At 61.9% G+C, this 19,377-nt stretch carries 13 protein-coding genes and 3 rRNA genes; 11 read left to right on the top strand and 5 right to left on the bottom strand.

Going from position 1 to position 19,377, the window contains the following annotated elements; all coding sequences use genetic code 11:
* Window positions 1-125 precede the first annotated feature (125 nt).
* Complete coding sequence (locus EP007_RS00875; protein ID WP_128475852.1) at window positions 126-737, top strand: DNA-3-methyladenine glycosylase family protein; 612 nt, start codon at window positions 126-128, stop codon at window positions 735-737.
* Between the two features lie 245 nt (window positions 738-982).
* On the opposite strand, the gene EP007_RS00870 is transcribed toward EP007_RS00875, so the two are convergent.
* Window positions 983-1,354 (bottom strand): DUF7344 domain-containing protein, encoded by a 372-nt coding sequence (locus EP007_RS00870; protein WP_128475851.1) that lies wholly within the window; start codon window positions 1,352-1,354, stop codon window positions 983-985.
* 444 nt (window positions 1,355-1,798) lie between these two features.
* On the opposite strand from EP007_RS00870, the gene EP007_RS00865 reads away from it, so the two are divergent.
* The 6 genes from EP007_RS00865 (at window position 1,799) to rrf (ending at window position 10,782) form a co-directional block, all read left to right on the top strand.
* Window positions 1,799-2,833 (top strand): ABC transporter ATP-binding protein, encoded by a 1,035-nt coding sequence (locus EP007_RS00865; protein WP_128475850.1) that lies wholly within the window; start codon window positions 1,799-1,801, stop codon window positions 2,831-2,833.
* Window positions 2,830-3,660 (top strand): ABC transporter permease, encoded by an 831-nt coding sequence (locus tag EP007_RS00860; protein ID WP_128475849.1) that lies wholly within the window; start codon window positions 2,830-2,832, stop codon window positions 3,658-3,660. Before EP007_RS00865 ends, EP007_RS00860 begins: the two co-directional genes overlap by 4 nt.
* 90 nt (window positions 3,661-3,750) lie before the next feature.
* Window positions 3,751-5,037: a UDP-glucose 6-dehydrogenase AglM gene (aglM, locus tag EP007_RS00855; RefSeq protein WP_128475848.1), complete on the top strand. Its 1,287-nt coding sequence runs from the start codon at window positions 3,751-3,753 to the stop codon at window positions 5,035-5,037.
* 661 nt (window positions 5,038-5,698) lie between these two features.
* Window positions 5,699-7,170: ribosomal RNA gene (locus EP007_RS00850) — 16S ribosomal RNA — on the top strand.
* 438 nt (window positions 7,171-7,608) lie between these two features.
* Window positions 7,609-10,527 (top strand): 23S ribosomal RNA (locus EP007_RS00845).
* A gap of 132 nt (window positions 10,528-10,659) precedes the next feature.
* Window positions 10,660-10,782: ribosomal RNA gene (rrf, locus tag EP007_RS00840) — 5S ribosomal RNA — on the top strand.
* The 16S, 23S and 5S rRNA genes sit together here, the layout of an rRNA operon.
* Before the next feature lie 120 nt (window positions 10,783-10,902).
* Here rrf and EP007_RS00835 read toward each other — a convergent pair.
* Complete coding sequence (locus tag EP007_RS00835; RefSeq protein ID WP_128475847.1) at window positions 10,903-12,516, bottom strand: lipopolysaccharide biosynthesis protein; 1,614 nt, start codon at window positions 12,514-12,516, stop codon at window positions 10,903-10,905.
* Window positions 12,517-12,702: 186 nt separating this feature from the next.
* Here EP007_RS00835 and EP007_RS00830 point away from each other — a divergent pair, with 186 nt between their 5' ends.
* Entirely contained in the window at window positions 12,703-13,692 is a 990-nt protein-coding gene (locus EP007_RS00830; protein ID WP_128475846.1) for an extracellular catalytic domain type 1 short-chain-length polyhydroxyalkanoate depolymerase, read from the top strand.
* 6 nt (window positions 13,693-13,698) lie between these two features.
* A complete protein-coding gene (locus EP007_RS17845) occupies window positions 13,699-13,944 on the top strand; it encodes a PKD domain-containing protein (RefSeq protein ID WP_128475845.1) in 246 nt (81 codons plus the stop codon).
* A 70-nt stretch (window positions 13,945-14,014) separates the two neighbouring features.
* On the opposite strand, the gene EP007_RS00820 is transcribed toward EP007_RS17845, so the two are convergent.
* Window positions 14,015-14,965, bottom strand: a complete 951-nt coding sequence (locus EP007_RS00820; protein WP_128475844.1) for a hypothetical protein — start codon at window positions 14,963-14,965, stop codon at window positions 14,015-14,017.
* Between the two features lie 183 nt (window positions 14,966-15,148).
* Here EP007_RS00820 and hisD point away from each other — a divergent pair, with 183 nt between their 5' ends.
* A complete protein-coding gene (hisD, locus tag EP007_RS00815; RefSeq protein WP_128475843.1) occupies window positions 15,149-16,423 on the top strand; it encodes a histidinol dehydrogenase in 1,275 nt (424 codons plus the stop codon).
* Window positions 16,424-16,429: 6 nt separating this feature from the next.
* Here hisD and EP007_RS00810 read toward each other — a convergent pair whose 3' ends face one another.
* Complete coding sequence (locus EP007_RS00810; RefSeq protein WP_128475842.1) at window positions 16,430-17,836, bottom strand: hemolysin family protein; 1,407 nt, start codon at window positions 17,834-17,836, stop codon at window positions 16,430-16,432.
* Between the two features lie 173 nt (window positions 17,837-18,009).
* Window positions 18,010-18,378 (bottom strand): HesB/IscA family protein, encoded by a 369-nt coding sequence (locus tag EP007_RS00805; RefSeq protein ID WP_128475841.1) that lies wholly within the window; start codon window positions 18,376-18,378, stop codon window positions 18,010-18,012.
* Window positions 18,379-18,516: 138 nt separating this feature from the next.
* Between EP007_RS00805 and EP007_RS00800 the strand changes: the two genes are divergently transcribed.
* Window positions 18,517-19,362 carry a twin-arginine translocation signal domain-containing protein gene (locus tag EP007_RS00800; protein WP_128475840.1) on the top strand — a complete coding sequence of 282 codons (846 nt, stop codon included), beginning with the start codon at window positions 18,517-18,519 and terminating at the stop codon, window positions 19,360-19,362.
* The last annotated feature ends 15 nt before the right edge of the window (window positions 19,363-19,377 follow it).

The raw sequence follows: 19,377 nt of genomic DNA, 5'->3' as shown, positions 1-19,377 counted from the left end.
GACAGACCCGCGAGTCGCCGACTCGTTCGACGCAGTCGTTGCGGAGTGAGCGCGCGACTCGCCGCTAATCCCCGCCGACTCGGAGGCCACACGCTCATCTATCTCCGGTCCGTACTCCGCGTCGAATGACCGATGAAGCCATCGCCGCACTCCGCGGCGACGACTACCTCGGACCGCTAGTCGCCGAGTACGGGCCGATGACCGTCGAACCCGCCGAGAACTTCTACGAGCGGTTCGTCGTCTCCATCCTCCGACAACAGGTGTCGATGGCCTCGGCCGCGGCGACCCGCGAGCGACTGTTCGACCGGGTCGAACCGACTCCCGAAGCGATGCTCGCGGCCGACCCCGAACTCCTGCGCGAGGCCGGTCTCTCCAGACAGAAGACAGCGTACGTCCGGAACGTCGCCGAGGCGTTTCTCGACGCGGGCTACTCGCAGGACTCCTTCGCGGGCGTGCCCGACGAGGAGGTGGTCGCCGAACTCACGTCGATCAAGGGCGTCGGCGCGTGGACCGCGAACATGCAGCTCATGTTCTCGCTCGGGCGACCCGACGTGTTTCCGGTCGGCGACCTCGGCATCCGGAAAGCGATGAACCGCCTCTTCAATGCCGACATGACTCGCGCCGAGATGGTCGAGACCGCCGAGCGATGGGCACCGTACCGGAGTTACGCCAGTCTCTACCTCTGGCGGGCCGACGAAGAGATTACCGAGAGTGTCACAGAGGTGATTCAAGGGTAGAGGACGCTCGGTCAGACGAGTGAACACGGACGAACACAGCAGCCGAAAAGACGAACGCGATAGAAACCAGTCAGCGCCCGAGGAGGGTCGAAAGCGTCGGCGGAGACCGGTTCGGGCGGCCGCCAGCGGAGACCCGACGGCGTGCCGTCGTCGCGCGAGGGCTTTGGCGGGCGATGAGCGAGCGGCTCGGAGAGCTTTGCGGCCGGAGACCGCTGTCGGGACCGGTGCAGAGCGTCAGTCGGGAGTTAGGCGACGTTCTCCTCGGCGGCCGCGAGGTCGAGATACTCTGCGAGGGGAATCTCGTTGGTCTCTGTGAGGGTCACGTACCCTTCGTCTTCGTCGAACTCGACCGCGCCCGCTTCGTCCAAGCGCGGCAGTTGACTGTGGTAGAGGTCCATGCGCACGCGCTGGCCGTCAGCGTCGTCACCCTCCCACGATGTGAGCTGTTCGGCCAGCTTTTCGACCGACATCGCACCACCCTGTTTGCGGAGGCAGTAGAGGACGTAACGACGCCGCTGATTCGAGAGGAGGTCGAGCGTGGCGTCGAGGGCGGGAGAGATGCCACGGTTTCCCCCAGCGCGTCCGTCGGTCACGTCCGGAGCATCCGTATCCATCATGCAATCCCTACTCCAAACTCCGGGGCAAAAAGCACGGTACCTAAAGAATTAGGTGGTGGTGGTGCAAGTCGGGTTTCAGTGACCGCTTTCGGGGGTCTCATTCGGACTCCTTCGGTCGTTCGCGTCCCACTCGGCGCGCGGTCGGCGTCGGTGGACTGGCCGTCTGCGCGCGGCGTCGGAACCTCTTAATCCCCGGAGCGTCTACCGGCGCATGCGTACCTCAAGTCCCCGCCCGAGCGGTCCCACATCGGGAGCGATGACAGCGCGGAGAACCCAGGTACGCGACATAGCGGGTTGCACCCCGAACAGCACGCCCGGCACGAGGGTTTGCCAGCAGATTCGGCACGCCGCCAGAGATGATGCTGGAGGTTAGTGTTCCGGGCGACAGTTCACGCACTCGTAGCGGTGAGTGCGCTTTTACTCATCAGGTCCCTACTACCAGTAATGACGATTCAGCAGAATCGGGAGCATCTCGAAGACGCCGCGGACGAAACGTCCGCGGAGACAACGCGCGCTCCCGCGGGCGAGGACTCGCCCGCCATCGCCGTCGAGGGGCTTCGAAAGCGGTTCGGGAGCGGCGCGGACGCGGTTACTGCGGTCGATGACGTGTCGTTTACGGTCGAACGAGGGTCGGTCGTCGGCCTGCTCGGACCCAACGGCGCGGGGAAGACGACGACGATCAAGCTAATTCTGGGGATGGTCCTGCCCGACGAGGGGTCGGTCCGGATTCACGGTACCGACGTGTACGCGAACCCCCGGCAGGCCTACGCCCACATCGACGCGATGTTGGAGGGTGCCCGCAACGACTACTGGCGGTTGACCGTCCGGGAGAACCTGCGGTACTTTGCCACCATCGGGGGCATCGATCCCGACTCGATAGCCGACCGCCACGACCGACTGCTCGACAAACTCGACCTCGCGGACGCGGCCGACAAGCCCGTTCGAAGCCTCTCGCGGGGGATGAAACAGAAGGTCTCGCTGGCCAGTGTCCTCGCCAGCGAGGCGGACGTGGTGTTCCTCGACGAACCGACGCTCGGACTCGACGTGGAGAGTTCGCTGACGCTCCGCCGGGAACTCCGGCGCATCGTCGCGGAGCGCAACCTCACCGTCGTCGTGAGCAGTCACGACATGGACGTAATCGAGGACATCTGCGACCGCGTCGTCATCATGAACGAGGGGCGAGTCATCGCCGACGATACGGTCGGTAGCCTGCTCCACGGTTTCGACGCGCGCGGCTACCGAATTACCAGTCCCGACTTCGACGAGTCGCTGGTGGCGGACCTGCGCGACCGGTTCGAGGTGTCCGGCCTCGAACGCATCGGCGACCGTACTCGCGTCGAGGTGGCGACCGACAGCGACGGCTTCTACGCGCTGACGGCGTACCTCCGGAGCCACGGCGTGACTCTCGACGCGGTGGAGACGGTCGATTGGGACCTCGAAGACGTGTTCGTGGAGTTGACGGGTGGCGACGCGCGATGACGGACTCGCACCACGACGCTCCCGAGTCTCCCCGCGAGCCGGACGCGCCACGCCGGGCGGGCTACCTGCAACTCGCCAAGGCGGTTCTCTATCGGGAGTATCTGGTCTTCGTGCGCTATCCCGCCAACGCAATCGGCGGCATCGTCGTCTCGCTGTTCTTTTTCGGCCTGCTGTTCTACGGCGGGCGAATGCTCGCCGGGCAGGCGCTGACCGACTCCATCGAGGGCATCATCGTCGGCTACTTCCTGTGGACGCTGTCGGTGGGTGCCTACTCGGCCATCTCCAACGACATCGGGAGCGAGGTCCAGTGGGGCACGCTCGAACGCCACGTCATGACGCCGTTCGGGTTCGCGCCGGTCGCCTTCCTCAAGGGGGTCGCAAAGCTTGTTCGGACGTTCGTCACCTCGACGGTCATCCTCGCCGCGATGTTGCTCGTGACCAGGACGACGCTCGCGCTCGACGTGCTGACCATCGTTCCGGTCGCAGTCCTCAGCGTCGCCTCGGTGCTTGGACTCGGGTTCGCGGCCGGGGGCGTCACGGTCCTCTACAAGCGAATCGGCAGTTGGCTCAACCTCCTCCAGTTCGGTTTTATCGTTCTCATCTCGGCCCCGGCGTTCGGAATCGGCTGGACGAAGTTTCTTCCCCTCGCACTCGGCAGTTCCATGCTTCAGCGCGCGATGGTCGATGGGACCCGCCTCTGGGAGTTCCCGCTGGCCGACCTCGCCGTTCTGACGGGCACGGCGGTCGGCTACGTGGCGCTCGGGTACGCCGTCTTCGAACTCGCCACTCGGCGCGCACGACGACTCGGCGTCCTCGGCGACTACTGATTCGGAGCGAGTCTGCCCCGGTCGATTCACCCTCAGCCCGTCCGTCACGTACCCGTAATGCTCATGTGACACGCCGAGGTGCTGTCAAACGTGCAAATAAACATCATCGGCAGCGGCTACGTCGGAACGACGGTCGGGGCGTGCCTCGCGGACCTCGGGCACGAGGTGACGACCATCGACATCGACGAGGAAGTCGTCGCCGCCATCAACGCTGGCGAGTCGCCGATACACGAACCCGGACTCGACGATTTGCTTGCGGAACACGTCGGTGGAAACCTCACTGCGACCACTTCCTACGACGACCTCGCGGACGCGGCCGTCACCTTTCTCGCGGTGCAGACGCCTTCCCGGCCGGACGGGAGTATCGACACCGGGCCGCTCCTGAGCGCGGCCCGAATGGCGGGCGAGGCGTTGCAGGACACCGAGGACCGACACCTCGTCGTCGTCAAAAGCACTGTTACGCCGCCGAACGTCCGAGAGTTACGCGAGGCCGTCCTCGACGGTGCAGGCGACGCGAGCGATCGCGTCGAAGTGGCCGCCAATCCCGAATTCCAGCGCGAAGGTTCGGCGGTCGAGGACTTCCTCGACCCCCAAAAGATAGTCTTCGGGACCGACTCCGACTGGGCCACCGAGCGGTTGCGAACGGTGTACGCACCGCTAACCGAGGAGAGTGACGCGCAGGTCGTCGAGACGGACCCCGAAACGGCAACGATGGTGAAGTACGCCAACAACGTCTTCCTCGCGTCGAAGATTAGCCTGATAAACGAACTCGGGAACGTCTGCAAGGAGTTCGGCATCGACGCCTACGAAGTGGCCGACGCTATCGGGGTAGACGACCGTATCGGCGAACGTTTCCTCCGGTCGGGCATCGGTTGGGGTGGGTCGTGCTTCCCGAAAGACACCGCCGCGCTTATCGACACTGCGCGCGCGTCGGGGTACGAACCCGAACTGCTCGAAGCGGTCGTCTCGGTCAACGACGGCCAACCCGACCGGATGGTCGAACTGCTCACCGACCACGTTGACGTTGAGGGACGACCCATCGCCGTCCTCGGCTTGTCGTTCAAACCCGGCACCGGCGACATCCGGAACTCGCGGGCGATTCCGGTCATCGAACGACTCGACGCGCTCGGGACCGAAGTCGTCGCGTACGACCCGGTCGCCATCGACAACATGCGCGAACGGTTCCCGGAGATAACATACGCGAACGATGCCGAGGATGCACTCCGAGACGCACACGGCGCGCTCGTCGTCACCGACTGGGACGAGTTCGCAGTGCTTGACTCGGAGTTCGACGAGATGGCTCGCCCCGTCGTCGTGGACGGCCGTCACGTCGTGGAGCGACGTGACGGACTGACCTACGAAGGTCTCACTTGGTAAGTAGCCAGCAGTTGGCTCTTCACTTTTCGTCGCCGCGGTTCCCTTCCTCACGCACGGGCGCGAATGGAGTTTATCAATTTGTTACGGGTCGTCGATACCTGTCGAGTCCCGCCAGCAGAAGACGTTCGTTATACCCATGGAAACGCCCCGCAATGGCCGTTCGATTCGACGGTCTTAAACGTAACCGGGTACTCGGTAGTGATGTACGCGGCGTCCTGCGGTTTCGGACGTTCGCCACACGCCCAATCCGATGCCCTTAAGTGAAACAGGGCACTTCGGATTGAATGTGAACGCGCCTTCGGGGGTCTTCCCACCGAAGGACGATCACGGTTCGATGCCCTTATCCGATGCGGGCACCTCGAACCAAAAGCAGAGAAAGACACGACGCGATTCGCGGAACGTTCAATCCGTTTCGCACTCTCGGGTCGCCGACGAGGCTCGATGGGTTTATAATCCATCGAGACCAACGTTCGGGTCCGAAGAAGATGAGGATTCCACCCCTGCGGTCCGCCGTACACGATGGAATCTGATGTTAGCTCTGGTAGTTCGGTGACACTCGGTCGGTTACGACCGGCGTCGTCGAACTAACGGACCATAGAAGATAGACACGATATATGTGTCTCCGCCAGAAACCCACCGAGCCATTGCGTGCTCGGCAACCATTCCGGTTGATCCTGCCGGAGGCCATTGCTATCGGAGTCCGATTTAGCCATGCTAGTCGCACGAGTTTATACTCGTGGCAGATAGCTCAGTAACACGTGGCCAACCTACCCTATAGACCAGTATAACCTCGGGAAACTGAGGCTAATGCTGGATACGACTCTCAGACTGGAGTGTCGAGAGCCAGAAATGCGTTAGCGCTATAGGATGCGGCTGCGGCCGATTAGGTAGACGGTGGGGTAACGGCCCACCGTGCCGATAATCGGTACGGGTTGTGAGAGCAAGAGCCCGGAGACGGAATCTGAGACAAGATTCCGGGCCCTACGGGGCGCAGCAGGCGCGAAAACTTTACACTGCACGACAGTGCGATAAGGGGACTCCGAGTGCGAGGGCATATAGTCCTCGCTTTTCTGCACCGTAAGGTGGTGCAAGAATAAGGACTGGGCAAGACCGGTGCCAGCCGCCGCGGTAATACCGGCAGTCCAAGTGATGGCCGCTGTTATTGGGCCTAAAGCGTCCGTAGCCAGCCAGACAGGTCCGTCGGGAAATCCACGCGCTCAACGCGTGGGCGTCCGGCGGAAACCAGCTGGCTTGGGGCCGGAAGACCTGAGGGGTACGTCCGGGGTAGGAGTGAAATCCTGTAATCCTGGACGGACCACCGGTGGCGAAAGCGCCTCAGGAAGACGGACCCGACGGTGAGGGACGAAAGCTAGGGTCACGAACCGGATTAGATACCCGGGTAGTCCTAGCTGTAAACGATGCTCGCTAAGTATGGCGCACACTACGAGTGTGCGCTGTGCTGTAGTGAAGACGAGAAGCGAGCCGCCTGGGAAGTACGTCCGCAAGGATGAAACTTAAAGGAATTGGCGGGGGAGCACTACAACCGGAGGAGCCTGCGGTTTAATTGGACTCAACGCCGGACATCTCACCAGCTCCGACTGCAGTAATGAAGGTCAGTGTGATGAGCTTACCTGAGGCTGCAGAGAGGAGGTGCATGGCCGCCGTCAGCTCGTACCGTGAGGCATCCTGTTAAGTCAGGCAACGAGCGAGACCCGCATCTCTAATTGCCAGCAGCACCCTTGTGGTGGCTGGGTACATTAGGGAGACCGCCACGGCTAACGTGGAGGAAGGAACGGGCAACGGTAGGTCAGCATGCCCCGAATGAGCTGGGCTACACGCGGGCTACAATGGCCAGGACAACGGGTTCCAACCTCGAGAGAGGGCGGTAATCTCTGAAACCTGGTCGTAGTTCGGATTGAGGGCTGAAACTCGCCCTCATGAAGCTGGATTCGGTAGTAATCGCGCTTCAGAAGAGCGCGGTGAATACGTCCCTGCTCCTTGCACACACCGCCCGTCAAAGCACCCGAGTGAGGTCCGGATGAGGCCCGGTTCCCGGGTCGAATCTGGGCTTCGCAAGGGGGCTTAAGTCGTAACAAGGTAGCCGTAGGGGAATCTGCGGCTGGATCACCTCCTAACGCACGGGACCATCCCCGACGGGGATGGCCCACAGACTCGTCCGTCATTGTGACGGACACGCGAGGGTTCCTCGACGACTCGTTCGCTATACCGACCGAGCACCTTAGAACTACCAGAGCTACACAATCGTCCCCGAGCGGGGACAAATCCATAGCTCAGTGGCAGAGCACCTTCCTTCGGGAGGTAGTCTCAGGTTCGATTCCTGATGGATTTCTGATTGGGCTTGACGTGAACCGTGTCCCTTAAGTGGGAGACGAGAGAACGTTCAAGTCCGAGACAACCGATGCACTACACCGTGAGAGCGCGTGTAGGAAGGGTTCGATGCACGCTCCTACACCACCTGTAGGACGTGACGATGACGACCGTATGTACGTGCAATCCAGGCGTCCACTGGATCCGATGCAGTCAATCCGGGTCACAGTGCGATGTTTACCAACAGCGTGGCTACTGTGCCAGCTGGTGGATGGCTCGGCTCGAGCGCCGATGACGGACGTGCCAAGCTGCGATAAGCCTGAGGGAGCCGCACGGAGGCGAAGAACTCAGGATCTCCGAATGGGAATCCCCTAGCAATTGCCTTGCGCAATAGGGAACGCCGGAAATTGAAACATCTTAGTACCGGCAGGAAAAGAAATCGCAAGAGATGTCGTTAGTAACTGCGAGTGAACCCGACACAGTCCAAACCGAAGCCCTCACGGGCAATGTGGTGTTTCGGACTGACTTGCAGCACCCGACCGAACAGAAGAAGTCTTCTGGAACGGAGCGCGATACAGGGTGAAAGCCCCGTATTCAGTTCTAGTACGGTGTGCGTCAGCTCCAGAGTAACAGGGATTGGAAATTCCTTGTGAATATCGCGGGCATCGACCGCGAAGACTAAACACGACTCGAGACCGATAGCGAACAAGTAGCGTGAGCGAACACTGAAAAGCACCCCACAAAGGGAGGTGCAATAGAGCCTGAAATCAGTTGGCGATCGAGCGATGAGGCTCGAAAGGCCCTGCAATAAACGAGACGAGTGCAAACTCGCAGTAGGACTTGCAGGGAGCCGGTGTCTCATCGTACGTTTTGAAAAACGAACCAAGGAGTGCATCTGATTGGCGAGCCTAACCGGTTCATCCGGGTAGGCATAGGGAAACCAACATGGCCGCAGCACTTTGTGCGAGGGCCGCCGTCTTCAAGGGCGGGGAGTCAAGCGGATGCGACCCGAAACCAGATGATCTACGCGTGGGCAAGGTGAAGCGTGCCGAAAGGCACGTGGAGGCCTGTTAGGGATGGTGTCCTACAATACCCTCCCGTGACCTACGTGTAGGGGTGAAAGGCCCATCGAATCTGGCAACAGCTGGTTCCAACCGAAACATGTCGAAGCATGACCTCTGTCGAGGTAGTTCGTGAGGTAGAGCGACCGATTAGGGGAACCAACTCCGAGAGGAGTTGGTCCCCTTGTCAAACTCCAAACTTACGAACGCCGTCGACGCAGGGACTCCGGTGTGCGGGGTAAGCCTGTGCACCAGGAGGGGAACAACCCAGAGCTGGGTTAAGGTCCCAAAGTGTAGACTAAGTGTAATTTGAAGGTGGTCTCAAGCCCTAAACAGCCGGGAGGTGAGCTTAGAAGCAGCTACCCTCTAAGAAAAGCGTAACAGCTTACCGGCCGAGGTTTGAGGCGCCCAAAATGATCGGGACTCAAGTCTACCACCGAGACCTGGCCATACGGATAACACCGTAACTGAGTAGGTTGGCATTCCGTTCGGATGGAAGCGCGGGCGAGAGTTCGCGTGGACCGACCGGGAACGAAAATCTTGGTCATAGTAGCAGCGTTAGTCGGGTTAGAACCCCGACGACCTGACGAGCAAGGGTTCCTCGGCAATGCTGAACAGCCGAGGGTTAGCCGGTCCTAAGTCTCACCGCAACTCGAATGAGACAACAGGGAAACAGGTTAATAGTCCTGTGCCGCTATACAACAAAACCGACGCCTTGGGAACCATCAAGCCGGGTTTTCGCCCGGTCGAATCCAGGAACTTCGTGGAAGCCGTAATGGCACGAAGCGAACGAAGCTGGAGACAGCGTAAGTTGATGTTACCTAGGGCCCGTGAAAAGGGAGTATAGCGTCCGTACCGAGATCCGACACAGGTGCTCTGGCAGCGAAAGCCAAGGTCTGTCGGGAGCAACCGACGTTAGGGAATTCGGCAAGTTAGTCCCGTAAGTTCGCGATAAGGGATGCCTGCTCCGGATAGGAGCAGGTCGCAGTGACTCGGACGCTCCGACTGTCTAGTAACAACATAGGTGACCGCAAATCCGCAAGGACTCGTACGGTCACTGAATCCTGCCCAGTGCAGGTATCTGAACACCCGGTACAACGGGGCGAAGGACCTGTTAACGGCGGGGGTAACTATGACCCTCTTAAGGTAGCGTAGTACCTTGCCGCTTCAGTAGCGGCTTGCATGAATGGATCAACGAGAGCGTCACTGTCCCAACGTTGGGCCCGGTGAACTGTACGTTCCAGTGCGGAGTCTGGAGACCCCCAAGGGGAAGCGAAGACCCTATAGAGCTTTACTGCAGGCTGTCGCTGGGACACGGTCGCTGATGTGCAGCATAGGTAGGAGGCGTTACAGAGGTATCCGCGCTAGCGGACCACCCAGCCAGCATTGAAATACTACCCGTCAGTGACTGTGACCCTCACTCCGGGAGGAAGACACCGGTAGCCGGGCAGTTTGACTGGGGCGGTACACGCTCGAAAAGATATCGAGCGTGCCCCAAGATTTCCTCATCCGCGTCGGAAACGCGGAACAGAGCGCAAGAGCAAAAGGAAGTCTGACAGTGTCCTTCACAACGCGGGACGCTGACGCGAAAGCGTGGTCTAGCGAACCTATCAGCCTGCTTGATGCGGGCGATAGATGACAGAAAAGCTACCTTAGGGATAACAGAGTCGTCACTCGCAAGAGCACATATCGACCGAGTGGCTTGCTACCTCGATGTCGGTTCCCTCCATCCTGCCCGTGCAGAAGCGGGCAAGGGTGAGGTTGTTCGCCTATTAAAGGAGGTCGTGAGCTGGGTTTAGACCGTCGTGAGACAGGTCGGCTGCTATCTATTGGGGGTGTTACGGTATCTGACGGGAACGATCGTATAGTACGAGAGGAACTCCGATTGGATGCCACTGGTGTACCGGTCGTCCGAAAGGGCGCGTGCCGGGCAGCCACGCATCACGGGGTAAGAGCTGAACGCATCTAAGCTCGAAACCCACCTGGAAAAGAGATACCATCTGAGACCGCTCGTAGAAGACGAGTTCGATAGACTTGGGATGTACGCGCCGAGGCAACGAGGCGTTGAGTCCGCGAGCACTAACTGGTCAAGCCACACATTCATCACCGCACTGCGCCCGATTGATTACATCGGGTCCAGGCGCAAACTGGATTGCACAAAACACATACGGTCGTTTGCATCGAGCTACCGACGTTGGACAATTGTTCGCGGTTCGATTCCGCGAGTCGGCGTTAAGGCGGCCAGAGCGGTGGGGTAAACACCCGTACCCATCCCGAACACGGAAGTTAAGCCCGCCTGCGTTTCGGGGAGTACTGGAGTGCGCGAGCCTCTGGGAAATCCGATTCGCCGCCTACCATTCATACTGTCACCCTCTTCAGGAAGTAGTCCTGAAGGGGGTTTTGTATTTCGAACGCGACGACACTCAGCGTCGTCCTCGACAGTGACTACGGCAAAGAGTCGTCGAAGCTCCCGCCCTTACTGAACGGCGTCCCACAACTCGTCGCGGTATCGCTTGACCAGCGTCGCGCCGAGTCGTCGCTCGACGGCGGTAAAGCCGAGCAGTCGGAGCGACGTGGCGTACGCGAAAAGACCGAGCGCGGTCCCGACGACGAGCGCCACGACGTCAGGGAGCGCGAACCGGACGAGAAGAGCGAGGAGTGCCAACGGAAGTCCGGCGATCAATGGCTTCGCGTGGAGGCGCGTGAACGGTTGTAACCCTTCGAGGTAATACAGCACCGCCACCTCCAGACCGTTGTTGATAGTGAGCATTAGCAGATAGCTCCCGACGAGCCCCGGCAGTCCGAACCTCGTAGTTAACGGAATCGCCGTCACGACCAGAAACGCCGTGATGACGACGTTGACGACGAGGAGCGCCCGCTGGTGGTCGGTCATCGTCAGCAAGATGCCGGCGCTGCCCGCGGCGCAGGCGGCGTACTGCGCGAGGACGAACCCCGGCAAGAGCGGCGCGTACTCGACGAATGTCGGGCCGAACAGGCCCATCACCGTCTCTCGATAGACGATAACGGGAATCGCCAATCCCGTCACGCCGACCAGCACCAGTCGGCTCGTGACGTGGTAGAGTCGGCCGAGCGCGTCCCGGTGGCCCTCTTCGTGGAGCGCCGCGGCGACTGGCGGGATGAACTGGTTGATACCCATCAGCGGGAGACGGACCAGCGTGCCGACGAGGACGCCGACCGCGAACACGCCGCCCGCGACGCTCGAGAGGAACACCGCAATGAGCGGGTAGAAGCCGAGCCGTTGGGTCGTCGTGGCGACCCCGCCGACGAACAGCGGGAGTGTAAACGAGAGGTATTTTCGCCGGAGTCGCGCGGCGTCCCCGCCCCGGATACGGGGTCGGAAGTCGCGCTCGCGGACGAGCCAGACAGCCGCTCCGATGCCCGACAATCCCATGACGAACACGACGCCCGCGGCCGCGAGCGCGAGGTCGCGGAAGACGAAGGCGGCGACCGCGCCCACTGCGAGTTGCGCGGTCGGGAAGCAGACCCGGAGCGTAAGATTCAGCGGCCCGACCGCTTCGAGACCACGCAGAATCTCTGTCACGGTGAACAGCCAGACGCTCGCCGGGAGACCCGCCGCGAAGATGCGCAAGAAGAGTTCGAACTGCGCGCCTTCGTCGGCGACTCGCGTCACTAGCGGTGCAGCAACGAACAGCATAGTGCCGAACGCGGTGGCGACGCCCACGAGCAATAGTCCCGCGAACGTGGCGAGCACGTCGCGCTCGGCGTCCGAGTCGGCGTTCGGCAGGAATCGGCTTAGGCCGCTCCGGAACCCGAGTGTGAGCCGGAGCAGATATCGCTGAAGCCGCCGGGAGAGTGCGAACACCCCGTACGCGCCCGCGGAGAAGCCGTTCGTCAGGACTGCGGTGAACGCAAGCGTCAATCCGCGTTGGAGGAGGATGGCTGGCACGGAGACGCTCGCGCCGTGGGCAACTCGCTCCAGCGCGTCTTCGAGACGACGTTCCACGGGTTCACGACCGGTCGTCGCGCTCGCGCCGGACTCGTCGGTCGGCGACCGACTCGACTCGCTCTCGGCGGTCGAATCACCCGGCGCAGTCCGTTCGGAGGTCACGGGTTGATTTGCTCTAACCCGCGAATAAATCCGCTGGTCTCCGTCGTGGAGCGTCTCGCTGACTCGAACTTCGCGTCGGTGTCGCGCCGTTCGAGAGCCGCCATTCTATAAATTTTCACCAGATAAAATTTATATATTAACCTCTGGTTAGATTACCTTCCGTCCAGTGGTACGCTATGTCACCTCATGAACTGCGATAGACGCACGCTCATCAAGTCGGCCGGTAGCGCAGTCGGTGTGGCGACCGTTCTCGGCGGCGTCGGAACCGCGGCGGTCTCGGGTTCGTACACGAACCACTACTACAGCGGCTTCGACTACTGGAAGTACGTCCCGGACGGCGTCGGGGCGGGCGACCCCCTCGTCGTGATGCTCCACGGCTGTTCCCAGACGGCCGACCAGTTCCGCGAGGAGACGCGCATGAACGAGGTCGCCGACCGGGAGGGGTTCGCGGTTATCTACCCCGACCAGTACAACGCCCGGAACGGCCTGCTGTGTTGGAACTGGTACTACGATGCCAACACTACCCGCGGAAACGGCGAGGCCGCGGTCATCGCCGGGATGACCCAAGAGACCGTCGAAGCGGAGGGACTCGACCCAGACCGCGTCTACGTCGCGGGTCTCTCGGCGGGCGCGGCGATGGTTCCGAACATGCTCGCGGAGTACGCCGATATCTACGCCGCGGGGGGCGTCCACTCCGGACTGGAGTACGACGCCGCCGAAACCTCCTACGGCGGAACGACCGCGATGTCCGACGGCGGACCCGACCCGCAGAGTCAGGGTACGCAGGCCTACGAGTCGATGGAGGACTACGGCATCACGAGCGAACTGCCAACCATCGTGTTCCACGGCACCGACGACACGACAGTTGACCCGATAAACGGCCATCAGGCCGCCGAACAGGCGACTCAGACCAACGACCTCGCCGCCGACGGTACCGACGACGACGGCATCGACTACGACGCCGACGTGGTGCGCGATGGCACGTCAGACTCCTACAGCTACACCACCTCCGAGTATCACGACGAGAGTGGCGACGCCGTGGTGGAGAAATGGATGGTCGAGGGCATGGACCACGCATGGTCCGGCGGCGAGTCCGGTGGCGAGTTCACTGCGCCGGGCGGTCCCGACGCGAGCCAGATACTGTGGGAGTTCTTCGCGGACAAAAGCCGGGGGTGAGTAACGATGAATCTGCAACGACGCACCCTGTTGAAGTCGCTCGGAAGCGCCGCCGGAGCGGTCGCCTCGTTCGATGGCTCGGCGTTGTCGGACTCGGACGACTCAGTCGCGTCCTACGACTGGGAGTTCGGCGACGACACCGCCGTGACTGGCGAGACTGTCAGCCACAGTTACGATGCCTCGGGCCACTACACCGCGACTCTGACGGTCACAGACCCCGGAAGGTTCTTCCAAAGTACCGATAGCTGTTGAACCGCTTCGCGCTCGGCGAACGCCCTTCCCGTTTCGATTTTCGACGGCGAAACGAGTCGGTCGTTGCGTGCTACATGAACGCCGAAAGCACGACCATCACGAGGAAGAGACCGACGATTACCAGCAGGATAGCTATCGAAGCGAGGAGCGTCACTCTCGTGAGTCCACCCACCATGAGTATCGGTGTGAGAATCGCCGAGAGGAGGGCTGCCAAGTCGAAATTCCCCTCGTTATCGTCGTCGCCCATCTCTAACAGGAAGAAAATGAAGAACCCGATGAACAGCGAGTCCAAGAGCGCGTACACGATATTGAAACGGAATACCACGAACTGCTGGCTCTCGTCTATCGTGGGAACTAGCGGTGCGTACTCGCCGGGGAGCGACTCTGAGAACCCGCCTAACAGACTAGATGGGGTACTCGCTATGTCTGAGACCACCTTCTCGGAACTCGATTTCGGCGGTGGGCGATGGGTAACGTCGAGTTCCACCTCTTTGCCCTCTCCGTCGGAGCGATTCGTACCGAAGTAGTACACTGCCTTCGCGGTGACGGGGAACTCGCCCGGACTCTCGGGGTCGATGGTGATGCGAGTGCCGAACTCCCCGCCGGGTTCGAGGCTCCGCGTGGCGACGTACTGGTTGTCGCCTTCGTCGATATCGTTGACGCCAGTAACCGAGACCCCGCTCGGTGCCTGAAAGATGAGTTGGACCGTCATCGGCCGCTCGTTCGTAACGTAGTTGACGGCGCTGAACTCGAGGTGGGCCTGTTCGCCGTTGTCGATTGCGACGCGCTGAGACGAGAGATATATCGACGTCCGCTCGTTCGAAATGTCGATTATCTTGGTCGTCTTGTTCACAGTTCCGGCGGAGGCGTTCGTCGCGTCGCCGACCACGTCGCTGGTCGGCGGCGTCCCCGTTGCGTCGGCGGACACGTCGCCCGGCAGTCCGACGCCGCCGACGGCTATCGGGAGGAGTACCAGAATCGCACACAGAAGAACAGCGCCTCGAACGAGTAAACGTCTCATTTAGGAGAAATTGAGCGAATCGTTATACTTATCTCTTTATTTATGCGGAACAGGATTTGTTCGTTCGTTGTTCGGTCTGCCCTCTCACGCTCTCCCGCTCCGATTTCGCTCCTCGGTCCGCCATCAGTGGACGCGACGACCCGGAAGGAAACCGTTTTTCGCCCGCGCTCCGAACCGTCTTCCATGAACGTACGAAAGCTGGCGGACCTCGGTCCCGACGACCGACGGGCGCTGTTCGACCGCGACGCGGGCATCGAAGGCGTCCGCGAGGACGTGCGCGACATCGTCTCTCGCGTCCGCGAGGAAGGCGACGTGGCGGTCCGAGAGTTCTGCGAGGAGTTCGACGGCGTCTCGGTCGGCAACTTAGACATCACCGACGAGGCCGAGCGCGCCTACGACGAACTCGACGACGAGATTCGAGACGCCATCGAGACCGCCGCCGAGAATATCCGGGCGTTCCACGAAGCCCAACGCCCCGAAGACTGGCGGCGCAAGTTCGCCGACGGCCGCGAGTTGGGTCGTCGGTTCCGACCGCTCGAACGCGTCGGGGTCTACGTCCCCGGCGGGGCCGCGGCCTACCCCTCCAGCGCGCTGATGGGCGTCATCCCGGCGAAGGTCGCTGGCGTCGAGCAGGTCGCGGTGGCGACCCCGCCCGCCGAGGAGATGAACCCCGTGACGCTCGCGGCCATCCACGCCGCTGGCGCTGACGCGGTGTTCAACGTCGGCGGCGCGCAGGCGGTCGCCGCGCTGGCCTACGGCACCGAACAGATAGACCGCGTCCAGAAAGTCGTCGGGCCGGGCAACAAGTGGGTGACGGCGGCGAAAGCAGAGGTTCGAGGCGACGTGGCCATTGACTTCCTCGCCGGACCGAGCGAGGTGTTGGTCGTCGCCGACGAAACCGCGGACCCGCGACTCGCGGCCGCGGACCTCGTCGCGCAGGCCGAACACGACCCCGAGGCGTCGGTCGTCGCGGTGACCGACGACGAGGCGACCGCCGAGGCAATCGCCGAGGAAATCGAGGCCCAACTCCCCGAGCGCGAGCGGAGCGAGACCGCCCGGAAGGCCCTCGAAAGCGACGAGAGCGGCGTCCTGCTCGCGCGCTCGCCGAGCGAGACCGTCCTGTTCGCCGAGGAGTTCGCCGCCGAACACCTCTCGATTCAGGCCGACGACGACGAGGAGATTCTGGACCGCATCGACAGCGCCGGAAGCGTCTTCCTCGGACCCTACACTCCCGTCGCCGCGGGCGACTACGCCAGCGGCACCAACCACGTTCTGCCGACCACCGGCGCGGCGAAGATAACGGGCGGCCTGTCGGTCGATACGTTCGTGCGCGAGACGACCGTCCAGCGCTTGGACGAGGGCGGGTTAGACGACCTCTCGGCGACGATTACGACGCTCGCGGAAGCCGAAGGACTTGAGGGCCACGCCGAGAGCGTGCGTAAGCGATTCGAGGACTGAGACCCCTCACCTCGCTGGTTCGTCGTCCGAGGGGTCCGCTCGCTTGGGTTCGTCTTCGCTTCTCGTCTCTCTGGATTGACTCGCTCGGCTCGCGTCGCCTCGCTCTCGAACGACGACCGTCGAGACCCGAGCACCCTCGACCTCCTCAACGTCGAGGTAGTAGCCGTCAGTCTTGATGCGGTCGCCGACCTCCGGGGCGCGTCCGAGACGGTCCAGCACCAGACCGCCGAGCGTCCCGAAGTCCGACACCTCGAAGTCGGCGTTCAGTCGCTCGTTAACGTCCGAGACAGCGACGCCACCGTCAACGGTGAAGACACCGTCGCTCCGTCGCTCGATGGTGGGTTCGCGGTGGTCCACGTCGAAGTCGTCTCGGAGGTCGCCGACGACGACTTCCACGAGGTCTTCGACCGTCACGATGCCCTCGAACGACCCCCACTCGTCGATAACTGCGGCCATCTGGCCCTGCTCGTCCTGAAACTCCGTGAGGAGGTCGTTGATGCGGCCGGTCTCCGGAACGACGGTGAGGTCGCGCGCGAGGTCCCCGGCCGTGACGGATTCGGTCGCTCCGTCGGTGGACTCGCTCGCTTCTAGCACGTCTTTCACGTCAACGTAGCCGACGACTTGGTCGCTGTCGTCGGTCTCCACGACCGGGTAGCGGGTGTGGCCCTCGCCGATTATCAGTCGGCGGAGGTCCGACAGCGGGAGGTCGGCGGACGCACTCACCACGTCGGGGCGGGGCACCATGACTTCCCGGACGGTGATGTCGTCGAGGTCGAACACGCGCTCTATCATCTCGACCTCGGACTTGTCGATGTGACCCTGCTTGCCCGAGCGACCCAGTACCATCAGAAGCTCTTCTTCTTCGAGGCTCTCCTCGCTCTCGGTCACCGGCGGGACGCCGATAAGTCGCGTGAAGGCGTTCGCCGTGCCGTTAAACACGATAATACCGGGGACGAACAGGTAGTAGAAGAACTTCATCGGCGGTGCGGCCAGCAGCGAGACGCGTTCTGCCTGCGCGATGGCTATCGTCTTCGGCGCGAGTTCGCCGAAGACGACGTGCAGGAACGTGATGAAGCCGAACCCGGCGGCGAACGCGACGAGGTGGACGAGATTCTGCGGGAGGATGGAGCCGAGGAACGGCTCGATGAGCGCCGCCACCGCCGGTTCTCCGATCCACCCGAGACCCAGCGAGGAAATCGTGATGCCGAGCTGTGTCACCGCGAGGTAGTCGTCAAGGCTCTCCATCACCGTCTGCAACGTCTTCGCGCCCGGTTTGCCCTTCGCGACGAGTCCCTCGACGGCCGTGGATCTGATTCGGACGAAGGCGAACTCCGTGGCGACGAAGAAGCCGTTCAACACCACTAGCACGAGCGCGAGCAGGACGCGCCCGAGCGAGAACGCGAGGTCTACCATTCGGTCCTCCGCGTCTTCCCTGTCGAAGAGTGTCCTCTCCGCCCGGTCGAGTCGTCGCGCGCAGTTCGCTCTGGAACTGGCTCGACGGAGTCGTCTCTGGTCATACCGTCACGTAGCGTTCTCGATGTGATAAGAATGGCCCTCCCGATGCGAGACTCCGATCCGGCGACGGTCTACGTCCGGAAGCTCTCGCCGCACCCGCACTCGCTGACGACGTTCGGATTATCGACGTGGAAGCCCGCGCCCTGCAGGCCGTCCTCGTAGTCCACGACGCTCCCCTCGATGTAGTTCATGCTCGCGGGGTCAACGAACACCCGAAGCTCGTGATGCTCGTAGACCGTGTCGTCTTCTTCCGGTTCCTCGTCGAAGCGCATCCCGTAAGACAGCCCCGCACAGCCGCCCTGCTGGACGAACAGCCGGAGTCCAGCGATGCCGGTGTCCAACTCCTCGCTCTCCAACAGCGCGAGGGCTTCGTCGGCGGCGTCGGGTGTCACCTCTATCTTCGTCGTGGGGTCGCCGTCGGGTGCGGTCTCGGTACTCATACCGTATCGTTGCGCGTCCGGGGTGTTAATGTTGACGCCGAGCGACGAACGGTTTCGAGTCCCTAGGTGGGAAGGATAATAACGACTAGATAGTATTTTGAAAGAACTTTTGTACCGGGAGAGTTGTTCGAAATATACATGTCGAATCACGACCGACGCTCCGTGTTGAAGGGAACCGCCTCGCTCGCTGCCGCAGGGACCGTCGGAACGCTCGTTCCGGGGTCTGCGAGCGCTGCCACGACTGACACGTACCGACTGTACCACTGGATCGGTAGTCTTGAACATGGAACGTTTAACGAACCGGCCGACCTGACCACCGCACTCGACCAGAAACCGATAGACGGCGTCTACCCGATGATTCCTCACAATGGTTTCGAGACCGGCTACAAATCCGACTGGCTCGACTTCGTCGGTCGGATGAACGACCGTGGGGTTCGCGTCGTCCCGGTCGTCAACGGCGTGAAGGCCGACGCGGCCGCGGATGTCGTGCAACAGATGCTCGACTGGAACGCCGACGCTACCTCTGGACAGAAGATAGACGGCATCCAAATCGACGTGGAAGATGGTGCGTACGACGGTGACGCTCAGAAGACGCTGTCCGGTATCGAGACTCACCTCCTCGACTCGTCGCTGACCACCCAAATCGACGGGCAGGGTCTCGATTACGCGCTCGCGGCCATCCCCGCGTGGGGGAACAACGCCACCGCCTCGCAGTTCTCGGCCATCGCCACCGACGACAGTATCGACCGCATCGTCGCCATGACGTACGACCCGACCACCTCCGAGGTGAGAACGCATCTCGAATGGCTCTACGACGATTTCAGCGAGGAGACCGACCACGAGGTTGCCTTCGGTGCCCACGTAGATGGCGTGAACTGGAGCGACATCGAGTCGATGCGTGACGACTTGGACGACGTCTGCTGGGCCGATATTGGTACTATCGACGGATTCGCGGTCTGGCAACTCGACCAACTCGATCTCTGACCGTCGCGGTCCGAG

The sequence above is a fragment of the Halorussus pelagicus genome (assembly GCF_004087835.1).
Lineage (GTDB): Archaea > Halobacteriota > Halobacteria > Halobacteriales > Haladaptataceae > Halorussus > Halorussus pelagicus.
This window is presented reverse-complemented; position numbering and strand designations above follow the sequence as displayed.

Coding starts and splice junctions, on each gene's coding strand:
- EP007_RS00865 (WP_128475850.1), top strand. CDS start 1,799: ATGACGATTCAGCAGAATCGGGAGCATCTCGAAGACGCCGCGGACGAA.
- EP007_RS00805 (WP_128475841.1), bottom strand. CDS start 18,378: ATGAGTACCGAGACCGCACCCGACGGCGACCCCACGACGAAGATAGAG.
- EP007_RS00875 (WP_128475852.1), top strand. CDS start 126: ATGACCGATGAAGCCATCGCCGCACTCCGCGGCGACGACTACCTCGGA.
- EP007_RS00810 (WP_128475842.1), bottom strand. CDS start 17,836: ATGGTAGACCTCGCGTTCTCGCTCGGGCGCGTCCTGCTCGCGCTCGTG.
- EP007_RS00860 (WP_128475849.1), top strand. CDS start 2,830: ATGACGGACTCGCACCACGACGCTCCCGAGTCTCCCCGCGAGCCGGAC.
- hisD (WP_128475843.1), top strand. CDS start 15,149: ATGAACGTACGAAAGCTGGCGGACCTCGGTCCCGACGACCGACGGGCG.
- EP007_RS00830 (WP_128475846.1), top strand. CDS start 12,703: ATGAACTGCGATAGACGCACGCTCATCAAGTCGGCCGGTAGCGCAGTC.
- EP007_RS00820 (WP_128475844.1), bottom strand. CDS start 14,965: ATGAGACGTTTACTCGTTCGAGGCGCTGTTCTTCTGTGTGCGATTCTG.
- EP007_RS00800 (WP_128475840.1), top strand. CDS start 18,517: ATGTCGAATCACGACCGACGCTCCGTGTTGAAGGGAACCGCCTCGCTC.
- EP007_RS17845 (WP_128475845.1), top strand. CDS start 13,699: ATGAATCTGCAACGACGCACCCTGTTGAAGTCGCTCGGAAGCGCCGCC.
- EP007_RS00870 (WP_128475851.1), bottom strand. CDS start 1,354: ATGATGGATACGGATGCTCCGGACGTGACCGACGGACGCGCTGGGGGA.